The sequence below is a fragment of the Flavobacterium sp. ZE23DGlu08 genome, assembly GCF_030505335.1.
GTDB lineage: Bacteria > Bacteroidota > Bacteroidia > Flavobacteriales > Flavobacteriaceae > Flavobacterium > Flavobacterium algoritolerans.
In genome coordinates this window covers 3032232-3046107 of record NZ_CP130045.1, presented here as the reverse complement: position 1 = coordinate 3046107, position 13876 = coordinate 3032232, and the positions used below count along the sequence as shown (strand labels likewise).

Here is a 13876-nt window from a genome sequence, read left to right as displayed (position 1 = left end):
ATTAAACTTCATCACTTGTAAATGTGGTGAAACTTTTCTTTTTATAAGGCCTGATAATCAAACGCCCTTCACGATCAAAACGAATGTAATTATAGACCCAATTTAAGAAAACTACAGCTTTATTTTTGAATCCAATAAGTGAAAACAAGTGTACAAACATCCACACAAACCATGCGAAAACGCCGTTGAAATGGTATTTAGGCAAATCGACTACCGCTTTATTCCTTCCTATGGTTGCCATAGAACCTTTGTCATTGTATTCAAAAGCTTCCATGGGTTTGTTTTCAATTAATTTTATTAAATTCTCTCCTAATAATTCCCCTTGTTGCATTGCTGGTTGCGCCATCATGGGATGCCCTTGTGGATACATTTCAGATTCCATAGAAGCAATATCACCTACGGCAAAAATATTACTATATCCTGCGACCTGATTGTATTCATTTACCCGAATGCGCTCTACTTTTTCAACCAAAGATTCTGCATCTAAACCAGCTACAAGAGCTCCTTGAACACCCGCAGTCCAGATTACTGTGGCGGTTTCAAAAGATAAATCGGAATTTGTGGTTATGGTACGTCCATCATAATTAGTGACGCGAACGTTTTTCCAAATTTTCACACCTAAACTGATTAGAAATTTTTCGGCAGCTTGAGAGGATTCTTCACTCATCGTATTTAGAATTCTGTCACCACTTTGAATCAGATTGATTTCCATTTTGGTAATATCAAGATCTGGATAATCTTTTTGCAGAATGGCTTTTTTCATTTCGGCCAAAGCGCCGGAAAGCTCTACTCCTGTTGGTCCGCCACCTACAAGTACAAAATTAATCAGGCTATTTTGTTCGGCTACATCGGTGGTTAAAACAGCTTGTTCAAAATTTTCAAGAATCAGACTTCGAATATTGAGCGATTGCGGTATGGTTTTCATGGCCATACTGTTGCGCTCAATTTCTTTGTTGCCAAAATAATTAGTTTTAGAACCAGTGGCAATGACTAAATAATCATACTTTAATTCGCCAATTTCGGTGATTATTTTTTGATTTTTAGTATCGATTTCTTGGACATTGGTGAGTCTAAAATAAACGTCATCGTATTCTTGAAATACTTTTCGGATTGGGTACGCTATAGAACCTGCTTCGAGCCCGCCTGTGGCAACTTGATATAATAGAGGCTGAAAAGTATGGTAATTGTGTTTGTCTAAAAGAACAACCTGTACTTTTTTATTTTTTAGCTTTTTCGCTAATGCGATTCCTGCGAAACCTCCGCCAATGATTACTATTCTGGGTAAAGTTGAATTTGGGATGTTCATATTTAAAAAAGTTCTGAATTGTTGATACTCAAAGATACAATGTTTTCTACTTTTGAATTTCATCAAATAGTATCGAAATTTTTGTTTTTGCAAAAGTTCCTTAGAAAAAATAAACATGTAAATTAGCCCCGATGGTAATGGAAATCCTTTATTTTTCTGGTTTTTTCAGAAAATAAAGATTGCAAGGTACAGCGGGACGAGTATTAATTATGAAATGAATAGTGGTGTGCTCCTCAAAAAAAAGTGCAACTTTGTAACAAAAACCAGTATTGGCTTACTAACGTATATATGAGTGATAATCTAGAACATTCTTTTGTAAAGCAGTTGCAGGAAAATCAGAATATAATCCACAAGATTTGTAGGTTGTATACTAATGGCGATGATGCTCATAAGGATTTGTTTCAGGAAATTACGATTCAGTTATGGAAGGCTTTTCCAAAATTCAGGGGCGACAGTAAATTTTCTACTTGGGCCTATCGAGTCGCGCTGAATACAGCGATTACTTTGTACCGAAAAACAAAACGATCCATAAATACTATTGAATTTGAAGGGCGACAACATTTCCTGAATGATGTGGAATACGATTATGAGGAGGAAGAACAATTAAAATTAATGTATAAAGCAGTTTACCAGCTGAATGATATTGAAAAGGCGTTGATATTTATGTATCTGGAAGATAAAGATTATCAGGAAATATCAGAAACATTGGGAATTAGTGAAGTAAATGCAAGGGTGAAAATGAATAGAATTAAAGGGAAATTAAAAAAAATATTAAATCCATTAGGCGTATGAAAGAGTTGGATTTATTAAAAAAAGACTGGCAGAAGAATACTAATTCTTTTGAGCAAGTATCGGAAATCGAGATTTACAAAATGATACATAAAAAATCATCTTCGATTGTGAAGTGGATTTTGATTATTAGTATTTTGGAAGTTTTATTGTGGACGTGTTTAAGTCTCTGTTTTAACAGTGATGATTATTTAATTAAAATGAAACATCCTGAGTTAATTCAATACTTTGAAGTGTTTACTTATTTTAATTATGGTGTGATACTGTTTTTTATCTATTTATTTTATAAAAATTACAAAATTATCTCGACCACCGCTTCTACAAAACAATTAATGTCTGACATTTTAAAAACCCGAAAAACGGTTCAATACTATGTTTGGTATAATCTGGGAATGATTGTTCTGAGTTCAATCATCGCCTTCTATATAACTTTTGCATATAATCCGGAAATGAGTGCTTTGAAAGATCAAATTGCCACTAACGGAAAAGTGATGGCAATAACAATAGGAGTCATAACACTGACTACTTTAGTATTCTTTGGAGCATTCTGGCTGTTTTACAGAGTTGTATATGGCATACTGCTTCGAAGATTGTATGCTAATTATAAAGAATTAAAAAAGATAGATTTATAAAAAAAAGAGTTCGCCGTAGCGAACTCTTTTTTTTATTTTAATACTCCCATTTTCGTAATCGATTCAACTCTTCCTGTTCTTTAATTTCTTCAGCAGGAATAACTTTTAGGAATGAAGGATGTTGCTCAATTGCATATTCTACTTTTTCTACAATTTCCTCGATTGTATCATTATCATAATCAATATCCAGAGGTTCTTTGATGATAAAGGACTGCAGGATTCCTTTTTTCTTCATTCGAATTCCTTTTTTGTCAAACGAACGACGGAAACCGTCAATAACGATAGGCACCACAATAGGCCTGTGTTGTTTGATAATATGAGCAGTTCCTTTACGAACCGGTTTAAAGGATTTTGTTGTCCCTTGCGGGAAAGTGATTACCCAACCATCAGCTAGAGCAATTTTAATATTCTCAGTATCGTTAGGGTTAATATCTTTTTTCTCCTGGACATCAACTCCTTTAGCACGCCAAGTACGCTCTACAGAAATTGCTCCGGCATACGCCATGATTCTTGGCAATAATCCCGCCTGCATAGTTTCTTTGGCAGCAACATAATAGATATTCATTTTAGGTTGCCACAAATAGCAAACATTCTTAATCGTATCATCGCGTCCACTCAAACTTGCATTAAAAACATGAAACATAGCAACAACATCAGCAAAATAGGTTTGGTGATTGGAAATAAAAAGTACGTTATTGTCCGGTAAATTCCTGATAATTTCCGAACCTTCAATTTGTAATTCATTAAATCCTCTATACCGTCTATGCGTCATGGCTCCAAAGATTCGGATTAGCCATTTTTTTATAAATAATATGTGTCCGAAAGGATTTCTCTTCAACAATCCCATAAAATTGTGTATTTTTTTGTGAATTTGGATTACAAACTTACGAAATTTATATTTGAAGTTGGTCTTTGAATTCAACAGAACAATTTGAAAAACCCAACCAATTAATTCGCTATTTTCTAACGCAGAATATTAAAATTTACTCTCCAAGAACCTCTTTCAAAACCTCTTTTAACTCACTCAACATCATTGCTGTAGCACCCCAAACAATATGCTCCTCAATTTTAAAAGCCGGAATACTGATGTTGTCAGCGTAGGAAGTTGTCAAATTTGTATCTACTACAAGTGCATCGTCTAAAAAAACTGACAAGGGCAATTCGATAATATTTGCCACTTCCGAAGGTTGCGGTATAAACACCAATTCTTCTTTACTGATACCCAAAAAAGGATGTACCATAAAGTTACTTGGCGGAATATATAATTCTGTAAACGGTTTAAGAATTTCAATTTTATCCGGATGAATTCCTACCTCTTCATGCGTTTCCCGAAGTGCCGTTTGAGCAAAATTCTCATCTTCGAATTCGTACTTACCTCCCGGAAATGCAATTTGAGCAGAATGAACTCCTTTATAGGAATTTCGTACGATTAACACTAAATGTGTCGTATCATTTTTAGGATAAAAAAGCATCATTACTGCTGCAATTCTTGGCTTTTTATCTTCAATATTGATATTCTTTAAGCTTTCCAATCGTTCTAAAGGCGCCATTTTTACATGTGCATCAAAAGCTGGAAGCCTTGCTTCAATTAATTTAGGAACATACTGTAAAAATTCTTGAAAATCCATAATCAAAGTCTATTTTTGCATATAAAACAGCATATAAATATAGTTTAGAAAATACAATTGCACAAGTTTTTCTATAACCAAAAAGTCATTACAAATGTACAGCAAAGAAGAAACACAAAGGTTAAAACGAGAATTCTGGGTTGCATTCGCAGAGAAATATCCTAGAAAATGGGTATTATACGATACTAAAATCAAGGATTTTTCTTTTAAATTTTATGTAGACAATAAAAAAGCTCAAGTTTTAATAGATATTGAACATCGAAGTGATGAAAAAAGAATTGCTTATTTTGAAAAACTGGAAGCGCTAAGAACTATTCTTGACGAGGACTTCATCAAAGACTTGGTTTTCGAAAAAGAATACACACTGGAAAGTGGCAAAACCATCAGTAGAATTTGGGTTGAAAAACTAGGAGTCGGTGTGAGTAATCGCAACTATTGGGATGAAATATTTGACTTTTACAATGAAAAAATGAATGCTCTGGAATTATTTTATTCAGAGTATGATGATTTTATAAAGGATATTGAGAAACTTTAAATTAGAAACTCAAATAGAATTTTCTATTTAAAAAAAATGCTTCAATTCGAACGGATTATCTGTTCAAATTCAAGCATTTTTTTATCCAATTCATCACATATTGAAAATATTATACACAATAATCCGATCTTCATAATTGATATACAATTGCTTCCTATTATCCTGTTTTTTTCTGGTGATGATAGAAACGGTACAATCTAATCCTTCATTATCCTTACAGGTAAAAGAGTAAACAATATCAGTATCATTCTCTTCAATAGGTTGATAATCTATGATTTCAAACAGTTGAATGATTTGAGAATAGACTACTATTCTATTTTTATCGGTATCCAATGTGACTAAAATATTGACTAAATCTAGATCAGACCACTTCCCCCATTTTCCTTTTTCTGTTTTTTCTAAAACGCTAAAACCCGAAGTTTTAAACTTATAATTTTGACCAAAAGAATGCTGTAATCCCATTACTAAAAAAAGCAATACTATATATATTTTTGTCTTTGTCATTCCTAATAAATTAAAAATCAAAATTAACTATTTCTTTTCTGGCTGTTTCAAAATCGGCTATCATTTCCTGAATGATTGTTGCGGCTGGTTTTATATCGTGGATCAATCCTGCTATTTGTCCAATCTCTAATTCTCCTTCGATTAAATCGCCTTCAAACATACCACGTTTTGCCCTTGCTCTTCCCAGCAAATCTATTAATTCTTCTTTGGTTGGACATTTTTCATACAATTCCTGAACATCCTGATAAAATTTATTTTTAATCAACCGAACAGGAGCGAGTTCTTTCAAAGTCAGTTGTGTATCGCCCTCTTTAAGATTTATAATCGTTTCTTTAAAATTATCATGTGCCGATGATTCTAATGATGCTGCAAATCTACTTCCTACCTGAACTCCATCTGCTCCCAGTACCATCGTTGCTAGCATACCACGACCGGTTGCAATACCTCCAGCAGCAATCAACGGAATGGTAATTTTTTCTTTTACCATCGGAATCAGCGTAAGCGTAGTAGTTTCTTCTCTACCATTATGTCCGCCGGCTTCGAAACCTTCGGCAACAACTGCATCAACACCTGCGTCTTGTGCTTTTAATGCAAAAACAGAACTGCTGACTACATGAACAACAGTTATGCCATTTTCTTTCAAATAAGAAGTCCATGTTTTTGGATTCCCAGCCGAAGTGAAAACGATTTTCACACCTTCATCAACGATAATTTTCATGATTTCTTCGATATTGGGATACAACATCGGGACGTTTACTCCAAAAGGTTTTGAAGTAGACTTTTTACATTTTTGAATGTGTTCCCGTAAAACTTCAGGGTACATCGAGCCTGCTCCAATCAATCCTAAACCTCCGGCATTACTCACTGCACTTGCTAATTTATAACCACTATTCCAAATCATTCCTCCTTGAATAATTGGATATTTAATTTTAAAAAGTTCTGTGATTTTATTCATGTACTATTGCTGCTATAATTTTTTAATTATTTTTCCCGTTTTAGAAAAACCATCTGATTCCATTTTATAAAGATACACTCCTTCATTCAGAGATTTCAATGAAATAATAGATGCCTGTGGCGTTATTTCTTGTTCTAAAACTTTTTGCCCTAAAATGGAATAAATAAATACTGTACCCATATCAAATTTTGCAGGTAAAGAAACTGAAACGGTATCACTTGCTGGATTGGGATAAAGTATAAAATCATCTTTAGAAAAGGATTCTAAAGCCAACTGGTTATTTAAGGCCAATGCAAAATCAGGAATTCCAAATCCATATTGATTATTGGGAGTGGAAAATTTATCTGCTGATTTTAATACTAATTCTCTAATTTCCCGATTTGTTTTTTGGGGAAATGCCTGCCATAAACAAGCAATCATTCCTGCCATTATAGGACTTGAAAAAGATGTTCCATTAGCAGTCACGATATTTCCCGCAGCATCTGACACTATTGCCGCTTGACCTTGTGCCATGACTTCTGGTTTTATTCTTCCGTCAAATGAAGGACCTACTGAACTGAACGAAGTTAATACTTCTGAAGAATTTACTGCACCTACAGCAATTACTGAAGCAGCATCTGCAGGAACAGCAATATATGGATCTGATGTACCACCTGAATTACCGGCCGATGTCACTATAATCATACCTCTGCTAAATGCAATTTCAGCCCCACGGGATATGAATGCAGTTGTACCATTTATTTCACTATATGTATGACTATACGCATCATTATCGTAATCAAAATACCCCAAAGAAGTATTGATAATATCCACTCCTAAACTATCGGCTGTTTCTGCTGCTTCGACCCAAAGCGATTCTTCAACAGGATTTTCTGAGGTATCATCTTCGGTGATGAATAAATAATAAGATGCATCTGGTGCTGTTCCCACTAACGAATTTTCTTTGTAACCACCCATTGAAGAAAGTACCGAAGTCCCGTGTGAAACTCCAGTATAAAAATCAGGATTTCTTAATACAAAATTATAACCTCCTAAAATCTGGTTATTTGTTCTTAATCTTTGAAAAGGCTGAACGGTATTCACTCCCGGAAATCCAGCATCCAAAACCGCTATTATTTTACCGGAACCCGTATAATTTTGTTGGTGCAACTGATGCCCGTTAAGCATTTGGATTTGATTCGATGAAGAACCATAAGCATAGTCAATTTTGGTTTTCTTGGTTTTATTTACCCTCTTTATTTTTGACAGCTTCGCTATTTTTGCAGTTTGATTCAGTGTTTTATTTGCAAAATCAACTTTACTGACAAAAGAAAGCATTGCCAATCCATTTATATTTGATTGTGATCCACGTACATGGACCGCGTTCATCCATTTGGACTTTGCCATGACAGTAATTCCCGTTGCTGATTTTACTTGATCAATAAAGGATTCCTCTACTGGAACATCTTTAAAGTCTAAAGCAATATTTTGATTGGTTCTTCTATCTAATGCTCTTTGGGTTAGCATTTCCAAAGGTGTATCTAAATAAAATTGGGAATTGGGTTTTGCATTAAAATATACCCAAGCATCTTGTTGGGAAAAAGCAGCTGAAGTAATCAGTAAAAAAAGAAATATGTAGGTTTTTTTCATAGTAACTTTATTTTTTTTAGTCCTAAAAACTTCAACTATCGCTAGGATTGAATCATTATTATTGATTTTCAGGATGTTTTAATCCCAGAAAAACATTTGTTTTTAGAGCTTTTTATAAATAAAGTACTAAACTAAGAAATTACTCCCGAACCAACTAATTCTTCCCCTAAATACCAGGCCACAAATTGCCCTTCTGTTATTGCAGATTGTGGTTCGTCAAAGGCAACGTACATTCCGTTTTCAAATTGATGCAAGGTAGCACTCTGCAAAGGTTGTCTGTATCGGATTCTAGCCATTACTTGCATAGTTGCTCCATTGGCCAAAGACAAATCTTCACGAATCCAATGCACTTCATTTTTTTCTATAAATAAGGCGCTCATGAATAATCCAGGATGTTGGCTGGTCAATCCAGTATAAATAGTATTGGTTTCCACATTAGTGGCAATAATAAACAACGGATCAGTTGTTCCTCCAACATTTAGTCCTTTACGTTGTCCAATAGTGAAATAATGAGCACCTTGATGTTTTCCCACTACTTTACCCATGTCTGGAGTGTACGGAATCTTTCGTGCATCAGACATCAAACTATCTTCCAAGGCTAATTCAGTGTCTTTTTCAAAATTGTAAACAGGATCGTTTTTATCAATTTGAATTATAATTCCGTCTTTTGGTTGCAATTTTTGCTGTAAAAACTCTGGCAAACGTACTTTTCCAATAAAGCATAATCCTTGCGAATCTTTCTTTTCGGCAGTAATCAAATCCATTTGAGCCGCTATTTCACGAACTTCCGGTTTTGTCAATTCGCCAATAGGAAATAATGATTTTGCCAATTGCTCTTGAGATAATTGACACAAAAAATACGATTGATCTTTATTAGTATCAGCACCGGCTTTCAGTTGATAAACCGTTTTTCCGTTTACTTCGATTTCACTTTTTTGGCAATAATGTCCGGTAGCCACATAATCGGCACCAAGACTTAAAGCGATTTTCATGAAAACATCAAATTTTATTTCGCGGTTACAAAGCACATCAGGATTTGGAGTGCGTCCTTTTTCATATTCGTTGAACATATAGTCCACGATTTTCTCTTTGTATTCTTCACTCAAATCAACTGTTTGGAAAGGAATTCCTAACTTTTCAGCAACTAATAAAGCATCATTACTGTCTTCAAGCCACGGACATTCATTAGAAATAGTAACCGAATCATCATGCCAATTTTTCATAAAAAGACCTATGACTTCATACCCTTGTTGTTGCAATAAATAAGCAGCAACACTTGAATCTACACCTCCAGAAAGTCCTACAACAACACGCTTCATCTTCAAAAAATTATAATTTTACAAGGATGCAAAGTTACAAAAGATTTACAACAGTATTTGTTAACTATAAAGTTAATTATTTTTGGATTTTGTTGCATTCTCCGGAAAACTCATATTCGTTTCTTTTACCAATTTCCCTTTTTCAAAAAACTGCCAAATTCCGGATTTTTTACCATTTACAAACTGCCCTTTAGAAACTACATTGCCATTTGTATCACTAAAAATTGCTAAACCGCTATAGATGTTATTCTTAAAAATTGACTCTTCCAATACAATTCCTTTTTCAGTATATTTTTTATAAAAACCGTTTTTCAAATTGTTTTTATAACTGATTTCTTCTGCAATTTTACCACTAAGATAAAAAACCGTACGCAAACCTTCCAGCTTACCATTTACGTAATTTTCTGTAGTCATAATATTTTTTGAAGCTTGATGGTAGTACTTCCATTGTCCTTCAAATAATTTATTGACCACTTTACCCTCACTTACTTTATTCTTATTCTGGTCATAGAAAATGGTATATGCTGAATTGTCTTTTGCATTAAATTCCCTTGTGGCAATTATGGATTTAGCTTTGGTATCATCGTAAAAATTAAAAACTCCAATTTCTTTTCCGTGATCAAAAGTCCCTTCATATCTGGGTCTTTTCGATTCCTCATAAAACCCTTTCCATACTCCGTGCTTTTTCCCTTTATCATCTAGCTTATTGAAATCTGTTTGTGCATAAAAAGAGAACACATTCAAAAACATTAAAACTAACAGTCCTTTTTTACAAAATGTCTTCATAATTACTTTTTTATAATAACGAATTTGGATCGCTTAAATTATATGTAAATAAAAAAAATCCCGAAATATATCGAGATTTTTTTATTTATTACTTTTTCTTTTGTTGTGCTTTTTGAGCTTCGGCTTGTTCCATAACTTCTTGCAGTTTTTTCTGGAATTTACCTTGTTTTTTCGGCTCTTTCAATTTGTTTTCTTGAATTTGAGCATGAATCTTATCACTATCGATAAAGTATCTTTTAATGACAATCATAATCCCAATAGTAATTAGATTCGAAATAAAGTTATATAAACTCAATCCCGCACCATAACTGTTGAAAAAAAACAACATCATGATTGGCGATACATAAATCATGATTTTCATCATCTTCGCCATATCCGGCATTCCTTCTTGTTGTGGAGCCGCCATTTGTTGGTCACCAGAAGTCATTTTCATATAGAAGAAAATAGCAATCGAGGCAAGCACTGGAAACAAACTGATGTGATTTCCGTAAAAAGGAATATAGAAAGGCAAACGTATTATTTCATCAAAAGAAGATAAATCATCTGCCCAAAGGAAGCTTTTTTGTCTTAACTCAAAAGCTGATGGAAAAAACTGAAACGAAGCATACATAAAAGGAAGCTGAATCAAGGCTGGAATACATCCTGCCATAGGATTTACTCCTGCTTTATTGTACAATTTCATAGTTTCCTGTTGTTTCTTCATTGGGTCTTTTTTGAATTTTTCTCCCAATTCTGTAATCTCAGGTCGCAATACTTTCATCTTGGCTTGTGACAAGAATGATTTGAATGTAATAGGCGACATTGCTAATTTTATAATTATTGTAAAAATAATAATAGCAATTCCGTAAGCTATATAAGTACTTAAAAATCCGAATAATGGAATAAAAATAATTTTATTGATCCATCCGAAAATTCCCCAACCTAATGAGATGATTTTTTCTAAATTTTTATCATAATGACTTAAAGTCTTGTAATCTGTTGGACCAAAGTACCAACTCATTTTATGATCTAATTCTCCATTTTCAAAAGCTAATGGGATATTTGCTTTAAATTGTTTCGTAAAAGTGGTATCGATTTTATCATCTTTTACCAAATTATCAGACTTCACTTTAGCTGTTTCGAAAGGAGTTTTTGACAATAGTATCGTTGAGAAAAAGTGCTGTTTGAAAGCTACAAAAGTTGCTTTTTCAAGATCTGATTCTTCTGATTGACCTAAACCAGCGTAATCAACTTTTCCTTCTTTATGCTCAAAATAAATTTCAGTATAACGGTTTTCGTAAGATACACTTTTCTCATTTCTAAAGGTTTTCAAGTTCCATTCTAAATCCAATGGTTTAGCTGTGTTTAAAACTTTGTTCAATCCTTGAGAACGAATATCAAAACCAATCATGTAATCGTTTGGTTTTAATATGTATTTGTATTCCAAGAATTCATTAGCTCCCGCTTTTAATTTCATGGACAACACTTGATCTGCTCCAACTTTTGTCAAAGTAGGCTCAAAATACAAGTCTTTAGAATTTAAAGTACGGTTATCGCTGGTTAGCAATTGTACATTTAAATTAGCATTATTGTCTTTTATCAATTCAACTAATTGCCCGGAACCTTTTTTGAATTTTTCAAACTTTTTCAAAGTGGCTTCAACAATATACCCCCCTTTATTGGCAATTTTTAATTTAACCAATTCGTTTTCAATAGTTGTAAAACCAGCTGTAGCGGAAGGAAGTGTTGCAGAATAAGCAAAATTTCCTAATGTCTTTTGCAATTGGGCCAATTGTGTAGAATCTCCGGTTGCTGCAACGGCAATAGTAGCTTTTGCAACAGTTTTCGCCTCTAATTCTTTGGCTTTAGCCTGTTTAATTGCAAGCTCTTTTTGGGCTTTCTCAGCGGCAACCACTTTAGGATCTGGTTGATTTTGATACATAATCCAAACCAAAATACCAAAAATTAATGCAAAACCTATAATCGAATTGAGATCAAATTTTTTTTGTTCCATTATAATTAAAAAAAGTTTAAAAGTTTAAAGTGTACCGTTTATTGGAACCAAATCATTTCCAGTTATTTTTTCTTTGCCTGAACCGCTGCTGCTACAAAATTCACAAAAATAGGATGCGGATTCGCTACCGTACTTTTGTATTCCGGATGGTATTGTACCCCAATGAAAAATGGATGATTTTCTATTTCTATAATCTCAACCAATCCTGTATCTGGATTCACACCCGAAGCTATTAATCCTGCATTTTGCAATTGCGCTACATAATTACTGTTGTACTCATAACGGTGACGGTGACGTTCCGAAATAGTCTCTTTTCCGTAAATTTTATATGCCAATGAATCTTGTTTGATATCACATTTCCATGCACCAAGACGCATTGTTCCGCCTTTATCTGTAATCGTTTTTTGCTCTTCCATAAGGTTTACAACCGGATGGGAAGTATGCTCGTTCATTTCAGTAGAATTTGCATCAGCATAGCCTACAATATTTCTTGAATATTCGATAATTGCCATTTGCATACCCAAACAAATTCCGAAAAACGGCACTTTATTTTCACGGGCATAACGAACAGCTTCGATTTTCCCTTCAATTCCTCTTTCTCCAAAACCAGGAGCAACAAGAATTCCGTCTAAACCGGCTAATTTCTCGTTTATGTTTGTTGCGTCAATATGTTCTGAATGAATAGAAATCACATTAACTTTGGTTTCATTTGCTGCACCTGAGTGAATGAATGCTTCCAAAATAGATTTGTAACAATCTTGCATTTCTACATATTTACCAATCAAACCGATGTTTACAACATGCTTTGGATGTTTCAATCTGCGTAAAAAAGTATTCCAGTTCTTCAAATCTGGAGCCGCTTTTTTAGGTAAATCTAATTTCTTTAATGCAACTACATCAAGTCCTTCTTCCAACATTAAATTTGGTACTTCATAAATAGTCGAAGCATCAATAGACTGAATAACAGCTTCTCTTTTTACATTACAGAATAAGGCCAATTTATTTCTTAATTCTTCAGAAATTTCATGCTCTGTTCTACAAACTAAAATGTCCGCTTTAATACCGCTTTCCATCAAAGTTTTAACGGAATGCTGTGTTGGTTTTGTCTTTAATTCTCCTGCAGCAGCCAAATAAGGTACCAAAGTAAGATGAATCACAATTCCGTTGTGTTCCCCTAATTCCCAAACCAATTGACGAACGGATTCTATGTAAGGCAAAGATTCAATATCTCCTACCGTTCCACCAATCTCCGTAATTACAATATCATAATCACCTGATTTACCAAGCAATTGCATTCTATCTTTAATTTCATTGGTAATATGAGGTACTACTTGTACCGTTTTACCAAGAAATTCTCCTCTTCTTTCTTTTTCAATAACCGAAAGATAAATTCTTCCAGTAGTAACATTATTCGCCTGAGAAGTAGGAACATTCAAGAAACGCTCGTAATGTCCTAAATCTAAATCTGTTTCTGCTCCATCATCAGTAACATAACATTCCCCATGTTCATAAGGATTTAATGTTCCTGGATCTACATTAATATAAGGGTCAAACTTTTGGATAGTTGTACGATACCCTCTGGCTTGTAACAATTTTGCCAAAGATGCTGCTATGATTCCTTTCCCCAGAGAAGAAGTCACACCGCCAGTGACAAAAATATATTTCGTTTGATTCATTCTGTTGTTGTTTGTGTTGTAGTTGTGTAAAAAACTTGGCAAAAATACAATTATAAATTGAGAAAAAGCTAATTTGAAAATGAGATAATTTGGAAATTTAAGAATTGGTAAACGTTCTAATTTA

Annotated in this window: 13 protein-coding genes; 3 read left to right on the top strand and 10 right to left on the bottom strand. The window is 33.9% G+C overall.

Going from position 1 to position 13876, the window contains the following annotated elements; genetic code table 11:
• Position 1: 1 nt before the first annotated feature.
• Positions 2 to 1306, bottom strand: coding sequence for an NAD(P)/FAD-dependent oxidoreductase (locus tag Q1W72_RS13380; protein ID WP_099716290.1), 1305 nt, complete (start codon positions 1304 to 1306; stop codon positions 2 to 4).
• Between the two features lie 288 nt (positions 1307 to 1594).
• Between Q1W72_RS13380 and Q1W72_RS13375 the strand changes: the two genes are divergently transcribed.
• Positions 1595 to 2098, top strand: coding sequence for an RNA polymerase sigma factor (locus Q1W72_RS13375; RefSeq protein WP_099714727.1), 504 nt, complete (start codon positions 1595 to 1597; stop codon positions 2096 to 2098).
• Positions 2095 to 2727 (top strand): hypothetical protein, encoded by a 633-nt coding sequence (locus Q1W72_RS13370; protein WP_099714726.1) that lies wholly within the window; start codon positions 2095 to 2097, stop codon positions 2725 to 2727. The genes Q1W72_RS13375 and Q1W72_RS13370 overlap by 4 nt, the downstream gene beginning before the upstream one ends.
• A 37-nt stretch (positions 2728 to 2764) precedes the next feature.
• Here Q1W72_RS13370 and Q1W72_RS13365 read toward each other — a convergent pair whose 3' ends face one another.
• Both Q1W72_RS13365 and Q1W72_RS13360 read right to left on the bottom strand, forming a co-directional pair.
• Positions 2765 to 3574: a 1-acyl-sn-glycerol-3-phosphate acyltransferase gene (locus tag Q1W72_RS13365; protein WP_099714725.1), complete on the bottom strand. Its 810-nt coding sequence runs from the start codon at positions 3572 to 3574 to the stop codon at positions 2765 to 2767.
• 136 nt (positions 3575 to 3710) lie between these two features.
• Positions 3711 to 4355, bottom strand: coding sequence for a CoA pyrophosphatase (locus Q1W72_RS13360; protein ID WP_099714724.1), 645 nt, complete (start codon positions 4353 to 4355; stop codon positions 3711 to 3713).
• A gap of 94 nt (positions 4356 to 4449) precedes the next feature.
• On the opposite strand from Q1W72_RS13360, the gene Q1W72_RS13355 reads away from it, so the two are divergent.
• Positions 4450 to 4890, top strand: a complete 441-nt coding sequence (locus tag Q1W72_RS13355; protein WP_099714723.1) for a DUF4268 domain-containing protein — start codon at positions 4450 to 4452, stop codon at positions 4888 to 4890.
• A gap of 93 nt (positions 4891 to 4983) precedes the next feature.
• Here Q1W72_RS13355 and Q1W72_RS13350 read toward each other — a convergent pair whose 3' ends face one another.
• The 7 genes from Q1W72_RS13350 to Q1W72_RS13320 form a co-directional block, all read right to left on the bottom strand.
• Positions 4984 to 5394: a hypothetical protein gene (locus tag Q1W72_RS13350; RefSeq protein WP_099716289.1), complete on the bottom strand. Its 411-nt coding sequence runs from the start codon at positions 5392 to 5394 to the stop codon at positions 4984 to 4986.
• 10 nt (positions 5395 to 5404) lie between these two features.
• On the bottom strand, positions 5405 to 6349 hold the full coding sequence (locus Q1W72_RS13345) for a nitronate monooxygenase family protein (protein WP_099714722.1): 945 nt from the start codon (positions 6347 to 6349) through the stop codon (positions 5405 to 5407).
• A gap of 12 nt (positions 6350 to 6361) precedes the next feature.
• Positions 6362 to 7978, bottom strand: coding sequence for a S8 family serine peptidase (locus tag Q1W72_RS13340; RefSeq protein ID WP_099714721.1), 1617 nt, complete (start codon positions 7976 to 7978; stop codon positions 6362 to 6364).
• A gap of 131 nt (positions 7979 to 8109) precedes the next feature.
• Positions 8110 to 9297 carry a tRNA 2-thiouridine(34) synthase MnmA gene (gene mnmA / locus Q1W72_RS13335; RefSeq protein WP_302135781.1) on the bottom strand — a complete coding sequence of 396 codons (1188 nt, stop codon included), beginning with the start codon at positions 9295 to 9297 and terminating at the stop codon, positions 8110 to 8112.
• A gap of 72 nt (positions 9298 to 9369) precedes the next feature.
• Positions 9370 to 10083 carry a toxin-antitoxin system YwqK family antitoxin gene (locus tag Q1W72_RS13330; protein ID WP_302135779.1) on the bottom strand — a complete coding sequence of 238 codons (714 nt, stop codon included), beginning with the start codon at positions 10081 to 10083 and terminating at the stop codon, positions 9370 to 9372.
• An 88-nt stretch (positions 10084 to 10171) separates the two neighbouring features.
• Positions 10172 to 12076 (bottom strand): membrane protein insertase YidC, encoded by a 1905-nt coding sequence (gene yidC / locus Q1W72_RS13325; protein ID WP_099714717.1) that lies wholly within the window; start codon positions 12074 to 12076, stop codon positions 10172 to 10174.
• 62 nt (positions 12077 to 12138) lie between these two features.
• Entirely contained in the window at positions 12139 to 13752 is a 1614-nt protein-coding gene (locus Q1W72_RS13320; protein ID WP_121342579.1) for a CTP synthase, read from the bottom strand.
• Between the last annotated feature and the right edge of the window lie 124 nt (positions 13753 to 13876).

Coding starts and splice junctions, on each gene's coding strand:
- Q1W72_RS13320 (WP_121342579.1), bottom strand. CDS start 13,752: ATGAATCAAACGAAATATATTTTTGTCACTGGCGGTGTGACTTCTTCT.
- Q1W72_RS13370 (WP_099714726.1), top strand. CDS start 2,095: ATGAAAGAGTTGGATTTATTAAAAAAAGACTGGCAGAAGAATACTAAT.
- Q1W72_RS13375 (WP_099714727.1), top strand. CDS start 1,595: ATGAGTGATAATCTAGAACATTCTTTTGTAAAGCAGTTGCAGGAAAAT.
- mnmA (WP_302135781.1), bottom strand. CDS start 9,297: ATGAAGCGTGTTGTTGTAGGACTTTCTGGAGGTGTAGATTCAAGTGTT.
- yidC (WP_099714717.1), bottom strand. CDS start 12,076: ATGGAACAAAAAAAATTTGATCTCAATTCGATTATAGGTTTTGCATTA.
- Q1W72_RS13365 (WP_099714725.1), bottom strand. CDS start 3,574: ATGGGATTGTTGAAGAGAAATCCTTTCGGACACATATTATTTATAAAA.
- Q1W72_RS13380 (WP_099716290.1), bottom strand. CDS start 1,306: ATGAACATCCCAAATTCAACTTTACCCAGAATAGTAATCATTGGCGGA.
- Q1W72_RS13345 (WP_099714722.1), bottom strand. CDS start 6,349: ATGAATAAAATCACAGAACTTTTTAAAATTAAATATCCAATTATTCAA.
- Q1W72_RS13355 (WP_099714723.1), top strand. CDS start 4,450: ATGTACAGCAAAGAAGAAACACAAAGGTTAAAACGAGAATTCTGGGTT.
- Q1W72_RS13360 (WP_099714724.1), bottom strand. CDS start 4,355: ATGGATTTTCAAGAATTTTTACAGTATGTTCCTAAATTAATTGAAGCA.
- Q1W72_RS13330 (WP_302135779.1), bottom strand. CDS start 10,083: ATGAAGACATTTTGTAAAAAAGGACTGTTAGTTTTAATGTTTTTGAAT.
- Q1W72_RS13350 (WP_099716289.1), bottom strand. CDS start 5,394: ATGACAAAGACAAAAATATATATAGTATTGCTTTTTTTAGTAATGGGA.
- Q1W72_RS13340 (WP_099714721.1), bottom strand. CDS start 7,978: ATGAAAAAAACCTACATATTTCTTTTTTTACTGATTACTTCAGCTGCT.